Source organism: Flavobacterium lipolyticum, assembly GCF_020905335.1.
Taxonomy (GTDB): domain Bacteria; phylum Bacteroidota; class Bacteroidia; order Flavobacteriales; family Flavobacteriaceae; genus Flavobacterium; species Flavobacterium lipolyticum.
Map to the genome: position 1 here is coordinate 844,602 of NZ_JAJJMN010000001.1, position 15,581 is coordinate 860,182.

General features: G+C 35.6%; 13 protein-coding genes. 9 read left to right on the forward strand and 4 right to left on the reverse strand.

Going from position 1 to position 15,581, the window contains the following annotated elements:
- Nucleotides 1-92: 92 nt before the first annotated feature.
- Genes LNQ34_RS03725 through LNQ34_RS03735 form a run of 3 tightly spaced genes read left to right on the forward strand, consistent with a single transcriptional unit; the run spans nucleotide 93 to nucleotide 3,601 of the window.
- Complete coding sequence (locus LNQ34_RS03725) at nucleotides 93-1,475, forward strand: TolC family protein (protein ID WP_229998692.1); 1,383 nt, start codon at nucleotides 93-95, stop codon at nucleotides 1,473-1,475.
- Nucleotides 1,476-1,487: 12 nt separating this feature from the next.
- Entirely contained in the window at nucleotides 1,488-2,441 is a 954-nt protein-coding gene (locus LNQ34_RS03730; RefSeq protein WP_229998693.1) for an HlyD family secretion protein, read from the forward strand.
- A gap of 2 nt (nucleotides 2,442-2,443) precedes the next feature.
- The gene (locus LNQ34_RS03735) at nucleotides 2,444-3,601 is read left to right on the forward strand and encodes an ABC transporter permease (protein ID WP_229998694.1); all 1,158 of its coding nucleotides are present in this window, start codon (nucleotides 2,444-2,446) and stop codon (nucleotides 3,599-3,601) included.
- 76 nt (nucleotides 3,602-3,677) lie between these two features.
- Here LNQ34_RS03735 and LNQ34_RS03740 read toward each other — a convergent pair whose 3' ends face one another.
- The 3 genes from LNQ34_RS03740 to LNQ34_RS03750 all read right to left on the reverse strand — a co-directional run bounded on the left by LNQ34_RS03740 (nucleotide 3,678) and on the right by LNQ34_RS03750 (nucleotide 7,285).
- Nucleotides 3,678-5,312, reverse strand: a complete 1,635-nt coding sequence (locus LNQ34_RS03740) for an ABC-F family ATP-binding cassette domain-containing protein (RefSeq protein ID WP_017498126.1) — start codon at nucleotides 5,310-5,312, stop codon at nucleotides 3,678-3,680.
- A 255-nt stretch (nucleotides 5,313-5,567) separates the two neighbouring features.
- Nucleotides 5,568-6,743: a GlmU family protein gene (locus tag LNQ34_RS03745; RefSeq protein WP_202701457.1), complete on the reverse strand. Its 1,176-nt coding sequence runs from the start codon at nucleotides 6,741-6,743 to the stop codon at nucleotides 5,568-5,570.
- A 287-nt stretch (nucleotides 6,744-7,030) separates the two neighbouring features.
- Nucleotides 7,031-7,285 carry a type B 50S ribosomal protein L31 gene (locus LNQ34_RS03750; RefSeq protein WP_008464817.1) on the reverse strand — a complete coding sequence of 85 codons (255 nt, stop codon included), beginning with the start codon at nucleotides 7,283-7,285 and terminating at the stop codon, nucleotides 7,031-7,033.
- Nucleotides 7,286-7,546: 261 nt separating this feature from the next.
- On the opposite strand from LNQ34_RS03750, the gene LNQ34_RS03755 reads away from it, so the two are divergent.
- The 6 genes from LNQ34_RS03755 (at nucleotide 7,547) to LNQ34_RS03780 (ending at nucleotide 14,605) form a co-directional block, all read left to right on the forward strand.
- Nucleotides 7,547-8,077 (forward strand): DUF4199 domain-containing protein, encoded by a 531-nt coding sequence (locus tag LNQ34_RS03755; RefSeq protein WP_202701459.1) that lies wholly within the window; start codon nucleotides 7,547-7,549, stop codon nucleotides 8,075-8,077.
- 9 nt (nucleotides 8,078-8,086) lie between these two features.
- Nucleotides 8,087-9,043, forward strand: coding sequence for a glycosyltransferase family 2 protein (locus tag LNQ34_RS03760; protein ID WP_070907617.1), 957 nt, complete (start codon nucleotides 8,087-8,089; stop codon nucleotides 9,041-9,043).
- A 129-nt stretch (nucleotides 9,044-9,172) separates the two neighbouring features.
- Nucleotides 9,173-10,900, forward strand: coding sequence for a phospho-sugar mutase (locus tag LNQ34_RS03765; RefSeq protein WP_230000573.1), 1,728 nt, complete (start codon nucleotides 9,173-9,175; stop codon nucleotides 10,898-10,900).
- Nucleotides 10,901-10,904: 4 nt separating this feature from the next.
- Nucleotides 10,905-11,945 (forward strand): PDDEXK nuclease domain-containing protein, encoded by a 1,041-nt coding sequence (locus LNQ34_RS03770; RefSeq protein WP_202701461.1) that lies wholly within the window; start codon nucleotides 10,905-10,907, stop codon nucleotides 11,943-11,945.
- Nucleotides 11,942-13,771 (forward strand): ABC transporter ATP-binding protein, encoded by a 1,830-nt coding sequence (locus LNQ34_RS03775; RefSeq protein WP_229998695.1) that lies wholly within the window; start codon nucleotides 11,942-11,944, stop codon nucleotides 13,769-13,771. The genes LNQ34_RS03770 and LNQ34_RS03775 overlap by 4 nt, the downstream gene beginning before the upstream one ends.
- 132 nt (nucleotides 13,772-13,903) lie before the next feature.
- A complete protein-coding gene (locus LNQ34_RS03780; RefSeq protein WP_202701464.1) occupies nucleotides 13,904-14,605 on the forward strand; it encodes a DUF2971 domain-containing protein in 702 nt (233 codons plus the stop codon).
- Nucleotides 14,606-14,799: 194 nt separating this feature from the next.
- Here the strand turns inward: LNQ34_RS03780 and LNQ34_RS03785 are convergent, their stop codons facing one another.
- Nucleotides 14,800-15,522, reverse strand: a complete 723-nt coding sequence (locus LNQ34_RS03785; RefSeq protein WP_229998696.1) for a hypothetical protein — start codon at nucleotides 15,520-15,522, stop codon at nucleotides 14,800-14,802.
- Nucleotides 15,523-15,581: the final 59 nt, after the last annotated feature.

The following is a 15,581-nucleotide window of genomic DNA, read 5'->3' on the forward strand; positions in this document are numbered from 1 at the left end:
GTAATAATCGCTATTTCGATTCCTTCCCATTTCTTGTACTATCTTACAAAACCTGTTTCATGATTTGTCTAATAACAGAAATAAAAATTGTAATGAAAAAACACTTACTCCCTTTTCTTTTTTTTCTTTCTTTCCACTCTGTACAAAGTCAGATTGCAGTTTCTTCAACTCTGGAAGAAGCCATTCAGAAGGCTATTGAAAAAAGTACTTCATTAAAAAATAAAGATTTAGATATTGAAAAATTAAATCTTCAGGAGAAAGGCGTCTGGAACAAATACATTCCAACAATTGAAGCCAGTGCCTTATATTCATATTTTGACAACAAACTCACGGTCGATCTTCCTACGGCTACCATTCCAATTGTAAACTATCCTTTGTTTGACGGAAAAACCGCTTTTAAAAACTATGGCAACATTTTTACAGGAAGTGTCATGGCCAAAACGGTACTATTCAGCGGCATGCAAATCCCAAACGGAGCAAAAGCCATCAAAGAGAAAACGAAGGGAACGGTATTTTTAAAAGAAACCGAAAAAGATGCCATCACAAAAGAAGTCATCAACACTTTTGACCAACTGGAGCTGCTAAAGGAAATAGACAAACTTATTAAAGAAAGTGAAAACCGACTGGATATGGAAACCAAACGTGTTACAAAAGCAATTGAACAAGGACTTGCTATTCCGTATGACAGAGATAAGATCAAACTAGCGGCACTGGAACTTTCCTCCAAAAAAATTGAACTGGATGGAAAACGAAAACTAATTTATAAAAAAATTCAATATTTAACCGGCTATTCGATTACCGAGATAGATCATGTTCAATATACCTTAACACCTTATCTGATTACGGACGAGAAATTAAGCACACAAAACAAGCAGGAAGTAAAAGCTTTAGAATCTTTCAAATCAGCTTATGAATATTTATTAAAAAAGGAAAAAGGAACTTACTTACCCACACTCGGAGCTTTTGGAGGTGTATCCTATTCCAGTTTATTCAATGCCAATGCAACGACTCCCATTGTTACAGGAATCAATCAGGCCTTAAATTTAGGCCTTAATGAACTGACCATAAGTCAGAACTGGGTCGTGGGAGCAGCTATGAAATGGGAAGTCTTTTCCGGTTTTGAAAGAAAACACAAAGTACACGAAGCGAAGATTAACATTGAACAGGTACAAAATCAAATTGATGATACGAAAGAAAAACTTGAACTGCTTCTTGAAAAAAATCTTGTTGATTATACGGTTCTGACTCAAAAAATAGACATCACCCAGCAACAGGAAAAAGTCGCCAGTAATAATTTGAATCTGGCTATAAAACAATACAAAGAAGGCCTCATCAACATATCGGAACGACTTGAAGCAGAAAACGATTCTTATAAAGCGGCAGTAAACAAAACCACCACTTTAATCGAGCAAAGACTTGCTGCTATTGAAACCATAATTGCCACTGGCGATCTGTCGAAAAAACTATCCAAATAAAAGTTCTGTTTTATGAAAAAAGCAATCATTAGCACCACAATCATTTTTCTTTTCGTAGCCTGTCAAAAGACAGAAAAAGGAAATTTAATTCAGGGGAAAATAGAAAAGGAACAAATTGCCGTTGTGAGTAAAATTCCGGGCAAGATTTTAAAAATATGGGTCAAAGAAGGCGATTTGGTTCAAAAAGGAGACACGCTCGCCGTTTTGGATATTCCCGAAGTAGACGCTAAAAAAAGTCAGGCCGAAGGAGCTGTTGTCTCAGCAAAAGCCCAATACAAAATGGCTGTAAAAGGAGCCACGGAAAACCAAATCAAGCAATTGGAAGCTAAAAGAACGGGGCTGAAAGAACAATACGAATTTGCTCAAAAATCGATCAGACGACTGACCAACATGCTCAAAGATTCTCTCATATCACAGCAAACTTATGATGAAACTTTCGCCAAATATCAGGGCGCACAAGCACAATATAACGCTGTTGTCGCGGAATTAGACGACGCTAAAAAAGGAGCCCGAATCGAACAGCAAACGATGGCACTCGGACAACAGGACCGGGCACTTGGCGCTTTACAGGAAGTAGAAACTGCAGACAAGGAACGCTATATCATTGCTCCGCAAAATATGAGTATCGAAACCATCACCTTAAATCTTGGCGAACTGGCCCTACCCGGTTATACTTTGTTTAATGGTTATATCGATAACAGCATTTATTTTCGCTTTACGATTCCCGAAAATCAATTGGGAGAATTTAAAAAAGGACAGGAAATTACCGTTCATGTTCCCTATAAAAATGAAAACATAAAAGGAAGAATCTCAACGATAAAACAACTGGGAGCCTATGGAAATATTGCTACGGCCTATCCTGATTATGAAATGCAGGAAAGCTTGTTTGAAATAAAAATTACACCTGTTAATATAGAACAAACCAAGGATCTGATTACAAAAACAACTGTCACCTTATCTCTTTAACTATGCAAAATTTCTTTTCATTGCTTAAACGGGAATTTCAATTGTTTTGGAAAAACAAAGTCCTGAGAATCCTTTTTATCGGCGCACCTATTTTATATGGTGTTTTATTAGGCTACGTTTACGGAAAGGGCAAAGTTACCGACTTACCCATTCTTGTAGTCGATCAGGACCGTTCTGAACTAAGCTCAAAAGTCATTCAAATGTTTGAAGACAACGAAGTATTATCCGTCTCCTCCATTTTATACGACCAGAACAATCTTTCTAAACTTGCCATACAGAAAGATGCCACTTGCGTCGTTATCATTCCGAAAGATTTTGAAAAAATGACGCTCACCAAAAAATATCCTGAAATTACAACTATCGTTAACACCTCTAATGTACTCACTGCTAACTATGCCTCAACAGCCATACAAATTTGCCTAGGTACTCTAAAGGCGGGAGTTCAGATCGAAACCTTAAGAAAACAAGGAGTTCCGGAAAACTTGCTTGCCTCCCAATATGAACCTTTCAAAACTACGTTTATCAAAAAGTACAACCGAAGTACTAATTATATGTATTTTCTCTGGCCGGGGGTTTTGGCGACTGTTCTTCAACAGGTTTTACTATTAGGACTGGCGCTTTCATTTGCATCAGAATTTGAGAATGGAACTTTTAAAGACCTTGTGAAAAAATGCCCATCAATCTTAAAAATGCTAACTGTAAAAATCATTCCCTATCTGATCATGAGCTTTGGAATCTGGATCATTTACTGGCTTTTCACTTTGTGGTTCCGACTGCCATTTTACGAAAACTTAGCCCCTCTTACTTTTATTGCCGGAATTTTTGTGCTGGCGGCTTCTTTCATCGGAATCCTGGTGAGCATCGTAGTTCCGAATCAGTTAAAAGCAACTGAGATTTTAATGGTAATAGCCACACCAAGCTTTATCTTAAGTGGTTTTACCTGGCCCTTAAGTCAAATGCCACAGACAGTACAAGCCATTGCCAATGTAATTCCGCTCACCCATTTTTTACGAGCTTTCAGAATATTAATTATAGAGAACGGTACCTTTTCACAAACCACAGCCTCTATACGCAACATGATCATCATTGGACTCGTGTGTGCCATAGCTGCCTACATTGCCTTATACTTTAAAAAGAAAGAAGCACTTAAAGAAATTTAGCTACTTTATTATGAGACATAAAAAAAGCACAGAAAATTCAATTCCTGTGCTTTTGTATCTTAAGAGTAAACGAAAATTATTTTTCGATTTCTCGCATAGAATCCATTTTCTTATGTGCCAGGAATCCTGCAACATCTTCAAAGTGCTCTTTTACACGTTTGTTTCCAAATTCAAACACTTTAGTAGCCAAGCCGTCAAGGAAATCACGGTCGTGAGAAACCAAAATTAAAGTTCCGTCGAAATCACGTAAGGCATCTTTAATAATATCTTTGGTTTTCATGTCCAGGTGATTCGAAGGCTCATCCAGAATCAATAAGTTTACAGGCTCTAACAATAATTTAATCATTGCCAAACGAGTTTTTTCTCCTCCTGAAAGCACTTTTACTTTTTTGGTAATATCATCTCCCTGGAACATAAACGCTCCCAGAATATTTTTAATCTGAGTACGGATATCTCCTACCGCAATAGCATCGATCGTTTCAAAAATAGTAGCATTTTCATCTAATAAAGAAGCCTGATTCTGTGCAAAATATCCAATTTGTGCGTTATGTCCAATCTCAACACTTCCGGAATCAACTCCAATTTCCTTCATGATCGCTTTGATCATGGTCGATTTTCCTTCTCCATTTTTCCCCACAAATGCTACTTTCTGACCACGTTCGATAACGACATTAGCATCTTTAAATACCACATGGTCTCCATAAGCCTTAGACATTTCTTTTACAATAACTGGGTATTGCCCCGAACGTGCCGCTGGCGGGAATTTTAAACGTAATGCAGAAGTATCTACTTCATCAACCTGAACAATTTCAAGCTTCTCCAGCATTTTTACACGAGACTGAACGGCGTCTGTTTTTGAGAATGTTCCTTTAAAACGATCAATAAAAGCCCTATTATCAGCGATCATTTTTTGCTGTTCATCGTATGCTTTTTGTTGGTGTATACGACGGTCTTTTCTCAATTCTAAATAATGAGAATATTTCGCTTTGTAATCGTAAATCCTTCCCATGGTCACCTCAATAGTACGATTCGTAATATTATCTACGAATGCTCTATCGTGTGAAATCACAACTACTGCTTTTGCCGAATTAACCAAAAACTCTTCCAACCATTGGATACTTTCAATATCCATGTGATTGGTTGGCTCATCCAGTAAAATCAAATCCGGTTTTTGAAGAAGAATTTTAGCCAATTCAATACGCATTCTCCATCCTCCTGAAAATTCAGAAGTCTGACGAGTAAAATCTTCGCGCTCAAAACCTAAACCAGTTAATATTTTTTCAACTTCAGCTTCGTAGTTTACTTCTTCGATCGCATAATATTTCTCACTTAAATCTGAAACTCTCTCGATTAGTTTCATGTAAGCATCACTTTCATAGTCAGTACGAACCGTTAATTGCTCGTTGATTTCATCGATTTCAGCTTTCATTTTAAAAATTTCTCCAAAAGCCTTAGAAGCTTCTTCCATTACAGTAGAACCATCTTTTGTTAACAAATGCTGAGGCAAATAAGCCACAACAGCATCTTTCGGAGTCGAAACACTTCCGGTAGAAGGTTTACTTTGACCGGCAATTATTTTTAAAAGTGTCGATTTTCCCGCACCATTTTTACCCATAAGGGCAATTTTATCATTTTCATTGATAGCAAAAGAAACATCGCTAAATAATGTAGTTCCACCAAACTGAACCGAAATATCGTTAACTGTAATCATTATCTTCTGTGAATTTGTTTAATCGGTTAATCGTTTATTTGACAACCCATTTTTTTCGTGGTGCAAAGATAGATTAATTAGATAATTAGGCAATTAGATTGTTGGATTTTTAGACTTCTTAGATTATTAGTTTCCCCAATTTCAAATTAAAAGAAAAGCTTCGCAGAGTATAAATCTGCGAAGCTTTTAAATAAATTATCTTGTAGTCGTAAAATCTAAATATTCTAAAGATCTAAAAATCCAAGAAGTCTAATTTTAATCTTTCCTCCATTTTTTAGTTTCTTCGAAAATGTGTTCTAAAATTGAAGCTTCTGTTTCGTCAAATTCAATATTTCGGCGTCCCATAACTAATTTCGCTGTTTCAAAAGCTTTTTTGGTCACATAAGTTGTAAAACCAGCTGCCCCGCCCCAGGAAAAACTTGGAACAAAATTGCGCGGAAAACCGCTTCCGAAAATATTAGCACTTACTCCAACTACTGTCCCGGTATTGAACATGGTATTGATACCACATTTACTGTGATCTCCCATCATTAAACCACAAAACTGAAGTCCGGTTTTAGCAAAACCTTCGGTTTCGTAGCTCCATAATTTCACCTCTTCGTAATTGTTCTTCAGGTTCGAATTGTTGCTATCTGCACCAATGTTACACCATTCGCCTAAAACAGAATCCCCTAAAAATCCATCATGACCTTTGTTTGAATTCGCAAAAAGCACCGAGTTCTTAACTTCTCCACCAATTCTCGATCCGGGACCTACTGTTGTAGCTCCGTAAACTTTGGCGTTTAGTTTCACCTGTGCATTCTCACATAAAGCAAAAGGTCCGCGAATTACGGTTCCTTCCATAATTTCTGCATTCTTACCTATATATATTGGCCCATTAGAAGCATTCAGTGTTACGAACTCTAATTTTGCGCCTTCTTCCAGAAATACGTTTTCGGGAGCAATAACGTTTACACTTTTTGGGATTGGCTGCGATTTTCTGTCTTCGGTCAAATACTGAAAATCTTCACGGATCGCAGCATCGTTTTTAGAAAAAATATCCCAGGTATGTTCTACGGTCAGACAAGCGTCATTGTATGGAATGATTTCATACGAATCAAAATCAACTTCTTCCTGATTTTCATTCGTAAAAAAAGCAATTACATCATCCCCTTTAAAAATAGCCTGATTAGCCTTTAAATCTGAAACCATCTCAGCAAGTGCATCATTTGGTAAATACGCTGCATTGATCATTACATTCTCTTCCATTTCTACCATTGGAAATTTTTCCGATAAATAATCTTCAGTAATGGTCGTTATAGTAGAACCTAAACGCGCTTCCCATTTCTGACGAATCGTCATAATTCCAATTAATATATCGGCAACAGGTCTTGTAAAAGTAAAAGGTAATAATGCATTCCGGACGGGACCGTCAAAAAGAATGTAATTCATAAATAATTAAATTTGATACTTGTTAAAATCTTGATTTGGTTATCGGGTTCAAAGTTACAATTATTTTATTTGTGTCATTTGTACTGTAACAGATATAGTACATTTTTTTTAACCGCTAAGTGCACTAAGATTTTACGCAAAGTTCGCCAAGTTATATTTTCAGGTATGCCTTTTTAAGGAGACAAAGCTCGCAAAGCTTTGTAAATAGAGACTTTACATGAAACCTTGTACTTGTAAATAAAAAAAGCCTTCCGAGTGGAAGGCTTTTGTATAATTTTAAACCGCTATTATTTTTTAGCGTGTTTTGCATATTTAGTTTTGAATTTATCAATACGTCCTGCAGTATCGATAAGTTTAGATTTACCAGTATAAAATGGGTGAGATGTTCTAGAAATCTCCATTTTTACAACTGGATACTCAACTCCGTCAACTTCAATTGTTTCTTTTGTATCTGCAGTAGATTTAGTGATAAAAACTTCGTCATTTGACATGTCTTTAAATGCAACTAATCTGTAATTTTCTGGGTGAATTCCTTTTTTCATCTTTTTATTTTATTTATTGTTTAGAGCATTTTTATTTTGAAGCTTTTCCATGGTTAGAAAAAGGTGTAAACAACGATACTCTTTTTTGTTTAAAACTTTTAATTATTTTTAAGTGTGCAAATTTACAACTTTTTTCGAATTAACAAATCTTTTAATCAATATTTTTAACGAGTCGGCGATTTGCATTAAAATTTTTAATATCTATCTGCTGTGTACTCGTAATTACTATATTTGTGGATTAATTTTAAAACATATACAAATATGATCAATGAAGTTATTAAAAAGAATGGAATTACTTACGGTGTAATGATTGGAATTGCATCTGCATTATTTACTGCTACGATATACGCGATTGATCTGAATCTGTTCACAGCCTGGTGGATGGGTATCATAGGTATTGTAATCAGTTTGACAATCAGCATTGTTTTACTTTCTAAAACCAAGAAAGAATTAAAAGGAGTTTTCCCTTTCAAAGATGCTTTTACCACTTACTTTATAGCAGCTGTAATTGGGGTTCTAATTTCTACTTTATTTAATATTGTTTTATTTAACGTTATTGATCCGGGCGCAAAAGATACTTTAAACGAAATCATGATCAAATACACTGCAAACATGATGCAGAAATTTGGAGCTCCTGCTTCATCAATTAATGAAGCCATTAGCAAAATGAAAGAAAGCAGCCCTTACTCGACTTTTGAATTATTAAAGGGATCTGTTTTTGCAATTGTTATCAGTGCCATTTTCGGATTAATTTTCGCCGCATTTTTTAAAAGCAAAACTACACAAGAATAAAAAAAATAAATGAATTTATCTATACTTATACCGCTTCTTAATGAGGAGGAATCACTAAAAGAACTCTATTCGTGGATTATTAAAGTGATGCAATCTAACAATTACTCTTATGAAATCATTTTTGTGGATGATGGAAGTACGGATGATTCTTGGAATATCATTGAAAGTTTCTCTAACGAAAATCCGAATGTAAAAGGAATTCGTTTTATGAAAAACTTTGGAAAATCGCAGGCTCTGCATGCCGGTTTTGCCAAAGCACAAGGAGATGTTATCATCACCATGGATGCGGATTTACAAGATAGCCCGGACGAAATTCCGGGTTTATATGAAATGATCACAGTTCAGAAATTTGATTTGGTTTCAGGATGGAAAAAGAAACGTTACGATTCTGTAGTAGCAAAAAATCTTCCTTCAAAACTATTTAACTGGGCCGCCAGAAAAACTTCAGGTGTCGAGTTAAACGATTTCAACTGCGGATTGAAAGCTTATAAAAATGCAGTAGTTAAAAACGTTGAAGTTTCGGGCGAAATGCACCGTTACATTCCGGTTTTGGCCAAGAATGCCGGTTTTAATAAAATCGGAGAAAAAGTGGTTATTCATCAGGCCCGTAAATATGGTGAAACTAAATTTGGAATGGAACGTTTTATAAACGGCTTTCTTGATTTGATTACGATTTGGTTCTTATCCCGTTTCGGAAAAAGACCTATGCACTTGTTTGGTGCCATTGGATCTTTGATGTTTATCATCGGATTTTTACTGGCGGGTTATATCGGAATTTCAAAATTATACCATATGTATAACGGAATGAAATACAGCCTAATCACCAATAATCCATGGTTTTTCATTGCTTTGACTACCATGATACTGGGAACGCAATTGTTCCTGGCTGGTTTTCTGGGTGAAATTATCCTGAGAACCAAAAACAACGAAGCTCGTTACAAAGTAGCCCGAGAGGTTAATTTTTAACGCAAAACCTTAGCCCCGATAGTAGTGAAAATCCTTTTTCTTTTTCCTTTAAAAAGAAAAAGATTGAAACGGATAGCGGGAATAAGCTCTATAAAAAACTTATTATTTTAATACAAAAAGACACGAATGATGAATATAGCACCTAATATTCTAAATGCAGTAAACGAATGGCTAACCCCTACATTTGATAGCGAAACGCAAGCTGCTGTTAAAGAATTAATGACAACCTCACCAAAGGAACTAGAGGAAAGTTTTTATAAAAATCTGGAATTTGGAACTGGCGGAATGCGTGGTGTGATGGGTGTTGGAAGCAACCGAATTAACAAATACACCCTTGGAAAAAACACTCAGGGCTTATCTGATTATTTACATATTGCATTCCCAAACCAACCATTAAAAGTAGTTATTGCGTATGATTGTCGTCACAACAGCAATACCTTAGCAAAGATTGTTGCAGATGTTTTTTCGGCAAACGGAATTCACGTGTATTTATTTTCAGATTTGAGACCAACTCCGGAATTATCCTTTGCTCTTAAATATTTAGGCTGCCAATGTGGAATTGTATTAACGGCTTCTCACAACCCACCGGAATATAACGGTTATAAAGTATACTGGGAAGATGGCGGACAAATTGTACCTCCACAGGATACTGCAATTATCGACACGATCGAGAATTTAGGTTATGATAAAATTAAATTTAAAGCTAACGAAAGCCTGATCGAGTATATCGATAGCGAAATTGACAAAGCTTTTGTAAAATCGTCTATCGAAAACGCAAGCTTCAATACTCCTGCTAAAGCAAAAGACAACCTACATATTGTTTTTACTTCTTTGCACGGAACCTCTATAAAATCTATTCCTGATACTTTATCGCAGGCAGGTTATAAAAACGTACACATCGTACCGGAACAAGCTATTCCTGATGGAAATTTCCCAACGGTAAAATCTCCAAATCCTGAAGAACCTGAAGCTTTAACTATGGCTTTGGCTTTGGCTGATAAAACGAATTCCGATATTGTAATCGGAACAGACCCTGATTGCGATCGTCTTGGAGTTGCTGTTAGAAACAACGAAGGCAAACTGATTTTACTGAACGGAAATCAAACTATGGTTATGATGACTGCTTTCTTATTGAAACAATGGAAAAAAGCGGGTAAAATTAACGGAAAACAATTCATTGGATCTACCATTGTTTCCACTCCGATGATGATGGAATTAGCCACTAATTATGGTGTTGAATGCAAAATAGGATTGACAGGTTTTAAATGGATTGCCAAAATGATCAAAGATTTTCCTCAACTTCAATTTATTGGAGGCGGTGAAGAAAGCTTTGGTTTCATGGTTGGTGATGCCGTAAGAGATAAAGATGCCGTTGCTGCAACCTTATTAATCTGTGAAGTTGCCGCTCAGGCAAAAGCAGCAGGAAGCAGTGTTTACAAAGAACTTCTTCAGCTTTATGTTGAAAACGGTTTCTATAAAGAACATTTGATTTCTATAACAAAAAAAGGAATGCAGGGTCTGGAAGAGATCAACCAAATGATGATCAGTTTGCGCGAAAATCCATTGAAAGAAATCAGCGGACAACGTGTGATCATGATGGAAGACTACCAGACATCAATTGCTTTGAATTTATTGACCGGAGAAGAATCTGTAATGGATATTCCAAAATCAAATGTATTGATTTATTACACTGAAGACGGTTCTAAAATTTGCGCAAGACCAAGTGGAACTGAGCCAAAAATTAAATTCTACATTAGTGTTAATGCACAGTTGGATTCCGTTGAGGATTTCGATGCGGCAGAAAGCTACCTGGACGAAAAGATACAAAGCATTATTGCAGGTATGCAATTGAAATAAAACAATGAGTGACAAGCCTGACACAAATGACAAACCTGAACTATTAGACTCGATAATTGGACTAATAGATCAGACACGTCATTTTGTTGCCAAAACGGTTAATCAGGAATTAACAATACTTTATTGGAAAATCGGAAAAACGATTAATGAAGAGATTCTAAAAAATGATCGGGCCGATTATGGAAAAAAAACAGTTCAAATCTTAAGCCTGGAATTATCCAAAAGATACGGAACGGGGTTTAGTAAAAGAAACATTCATAGTTTTATAAAACTTAACACTATTTTTCAAGACTTTACAATTGTGCAGACACTGTCTGCACAATTGAGTTGGTCTCATTTATATTCAATACTAAGCATTGACAACAATATAAAACGTGAATTCTACATCCAAATGAGTATTCACGAAAGATGGAGCGTTCGAACTTTACAAGACCGCGTGGACAGCATGCTTTTTGAAAGAACTGCGATCAGCAAAAAACCCGAAGAAACAATCATTAATGATTTAGCTTTACTCAAAAACGAAAAACTAATTAGTCCGGACTTAACTTTTCGCGATCCGTATTTCTTAGATTTTTTAGGATTACATGACACTTATTCCGAAAAAGACTTAGAAAGTTCCATCTTAGCTCAATTACAAAACTTCATCACAGAGATGGGCAGTGAATTTGCTTTTCTAGCCCGTCAAAAAAGAATCACTATTGATAATGAAGATTTTTATATTGATTTACTTTTTTACCATAGGGGATTAAAATCTCTGGTCGCTATTGATCTAAAACTTGGAAAATTTAAAGCCGGCTATAAAGGCCAAATGGAATTGTATTTACGCTGGTTAGAGAAAAACGAACAAAAAGAAGGAGAAAACAAACCAATTGGATTAATTTTATGCAGTGAGAAATCACCCGAACAGATTAATTATCTAATGCTGGACAATGACGAACAAATCAAAGTCTCAGCCTATTTAACCCAATTACCTGAAAAAAAATTATTATTAGAAAAGCTAGAAAAAGCAATTGCCATAGCAGAAAATAACATCAAAAATAAATGAGTAATTTCAAAAAAATAGTTCCTTTTATATACCCGTATAAAAGATATGCATTCTTAAATATCTTTTTTAATATTTTGTATGCACTTTTTAGCACGCTTTCTTTCATGGCATTAATTCCGATGCTTCAGGTTTTGTTTGACAAAACGAAGAAGAATTATGTAATGCCCACTTATGACGGAATTACTCATGCAAAAGAATTTGCCGAAAACTATCTGAGCTATTACATTACAAAGAATACCGATCCTAATAATCCCGGATTTATACTTTCTGTGATGGTTGCTCTTATCATTTCGATCTTTTTACTGAAAAATTTAGCCGACTATCTCGCTATGTTTTTCATTAATTTTTTACGAAATGGTGTATTGAGAGACATGCGAAATGCATTGTATAAAAAAACATTGGAACTGCCTTTGGCTTTTTATTCTGAAAAAAGAAAAGGAGACGTTATCTCCCGAATTTCTGCTGATGTCAATGAGGTTCAAACTTCGTTTTTAGCGATCTTAGAACTTATCGTAAAAGAACCCTTAACGATTGTTTTTACCATATGTGCTATGTTAATCATCAGTGCTAAACTCACCCTGTTTGTATTTGTTTTTATTCCTGTTTCGGGATATATTATCTCCTTAATCGGAAAACAATTAAAAAAACAGTCGGGTAAAGCTCAACAGGAACAAGGCAGCTTTTTATCGACTATCGAAGAAACGATTGGTGGTTTAAAAGTGGTAAAAGGATACAATGCTGAGAACTATTTCAATACTATCTTTCAAAATTCAACGGAACGTTTTTTCAAACTGTCCAACAGTATTGGAAATCGCCAAAACTTAGCCTCGCCTGCCAGTGAGTTTATGGGAATTACTGTAATTGCAATATTACTTTGGTACGGAGGCCAAATGGTTCTGATTGAAAAAACACTCGACGGTCCCTCTTTTATTGCCTATATGGGATTAGCTTATAATATTTTAACTCCTGCAAAAGCAATCTCTAAGGCTTCTTACGGGGTAAAAAGAGGAAACGCCGCTGCAGAACGTGTTCTTGAAATTTTAGAGCAGGAAAACACCATTACCTCTAAAGACAAAGCAGTTGAAAAAACAACGTTCGACAGTAACATTAGCGTTCAGAATATCAACTTCAAATACGAAGATGAAACAGTTCTGAAAGACTTTTCTCTTGACATCAAAAAAGGACAAACCGTTGCACTTGTTGGACAATCCGGTAGCGGAAAAAGCACAATTGCCAATTTATTAACCCGTTTTTATGATGTAAACGACGGAACAATTTCGATTGACGGCATCAATATAAAAGATATGAACTTACAGTCTCTTCGCAGTTTGATGGGACTGGTAACTCAGGACAGCATTTTATTCAATGATACCATCAAAGCCAATATCGCCTTAGGAAAACTAAACGCTACAGACGATGAAATTATCGAGGCCTTAAAAATTGCAAATGCTTTTGAATTTGTAAACAACCTTCCTTTAGGCATTTACACCAACATTGGCGACAGCGGAAACAAACTTTCAGGAGGACAAAAACAACGATTATCAATTGCCAGAGCGGTCTTAAAAAACCCGCCAATTATGATTCTGGATGAAGCCACATCGGCATTGGATACTGAAAGCGAAAAATTTGTTCAGGTGGCTTTAGAGAACATGATGCAAAACAGAACTTCAATTGTAATTGCTCACCGACTTTCAACCATTCAGAAAGCGGATGTCATTGTTGTGATGCAAAAAGGTAAAATCGTAGAACAAGGAACTCATGACGAATTGATTGCCCACAACGGAACCTACAACAAACTGGTGACTATGCAATCTTTCGAATCATAAACATAAGCAGACAGGCTTAGCCACAAATTATACAGATTACCACAGATTATTTTTCTCTCAACGAATTAAAATCTTATATTTATCTGTATAATTTGTGGCTTTTTTATTTCGAATATTCTTAAATCCGTAAAAATGTACCTTAATACTTCAAACATAAAACTTCCGGATGACCCGGATACAATTGTCTGGAAATACTTAGACTTATCTAAATTCCTTGATTTATTAATGTCCAAAAAACTATTCATGTCCCGTTCTGACAAGTTTGAGGATCAGTACGAGGGCACTTTTAGCGAGCCAACCTTTGAAGAGATTAAAAAACTGGCCATAGACAATCCTGATTTTTTAAATTACTACAAAACCCATCGCGAACAGGTAGCCATAAGCAGCTGGCACATCAACGAATATGAATCGTTTGCCATGTGGCAGATTTTCACCAAAAACAATGAGGGCTTAGCTATTCAGTCTACCATTAGAAGATTACAGAATGCTGTAAAACCGGAAAACAATTTCGATCAATACATTGGCGAAGTAAATTATATCGACTACAAAAAAGAATACATTCCGTTTGAAAATTTATTTTTCCCCTTTTTATTTAAGCGCAAAAGCTTTCAATATGAGCGCGAAGTTCGAATTCTTACCGATACTTCAAAAAGTGACATTAAACTAAACGATGGATTAAAAATCAACGTTGACCTAAAGCAATTGATCGAAAAGATCTACATTCATCCAAAATCCGAAAACTGGTACAAAAAACTGGTAATTGATTTAACGGAACGCCTGGGATTTGATCTCGATATTGAGAAATCGGATCTGGAAAGTGATATTTTGATATAGTTTTTTTTAAAGGTGCTGAGATTCTGAGATGCTAAGGTTCTAAGTTTTTTTTGCGACAGATTGCACAGGTTAAAAGGATTTTACGCATCATCTCAAAGAAAAAGGCTTTTAAAAATTAATTTACTTAATTTTTAAAAGCCTTTTTTCTGGTTTCAAAATCTTAGGATCTTAGAATCTCAGCACCTTAGAACCTCCTAAATAGGTTTATAACTCTTCACTTCCCATTTTTTTGAAGCTAAGTCAATATAGTTATAGTGTAAAACATCATTTTTATCAAACTGCCCGTTTTGATTGGTATCTTCAATCGTTCTAAAATACAAACGATTTCTTGATTCGATTAAATTCCAGTCTACCAATTCCTGAAAATCTTCTGAAACTTTAGTAAAGTGTTCACCACTGATATTACTTAAATACAAGGTCTTAATATCACTAGTATCAATTTTACCATCTTTATTGGTATCTGAGTCGGCCAGAGTATAGACCATAATCTGATTCTGTGTTTTATCAGCAACCGTTTTTAAATAAGTAGCCGTCAAAATCAGGGCTGGTTTATCTGTCAAAGGACGTATGGAATCTGAATCAACTTTCTGAAACTTCAGGTTCTGCAAATAACCCGTGATTTCAAATTCTCCTAAATTAGAGATTGTAAAACTTACATCATTTACACTCGAAGAGCCATAACGGGCTTTTGTTCCTTTTTCAAAAACACGCAAGTCTCCAACCGGATGAATCAAATAACTTGTTCCTTCCATTTGAATCGGCAAATCGGCTATTTCAATCTGTGTAGAATCTGTTTTTGCAACAGTACTCGTTTTACTGGCGGTATCGTAAATTACTTTAGGTTTCTTCACTTCATCTTTACAACTTGTAAGTGTTCCGATGCTTGCCAGGGCTATATAGGTTAAGATCTTTTTCATGTATGCTAATTCTATTAGGATATCAAATATAGTATTTTTGATTGTATTATCTAGTTTTA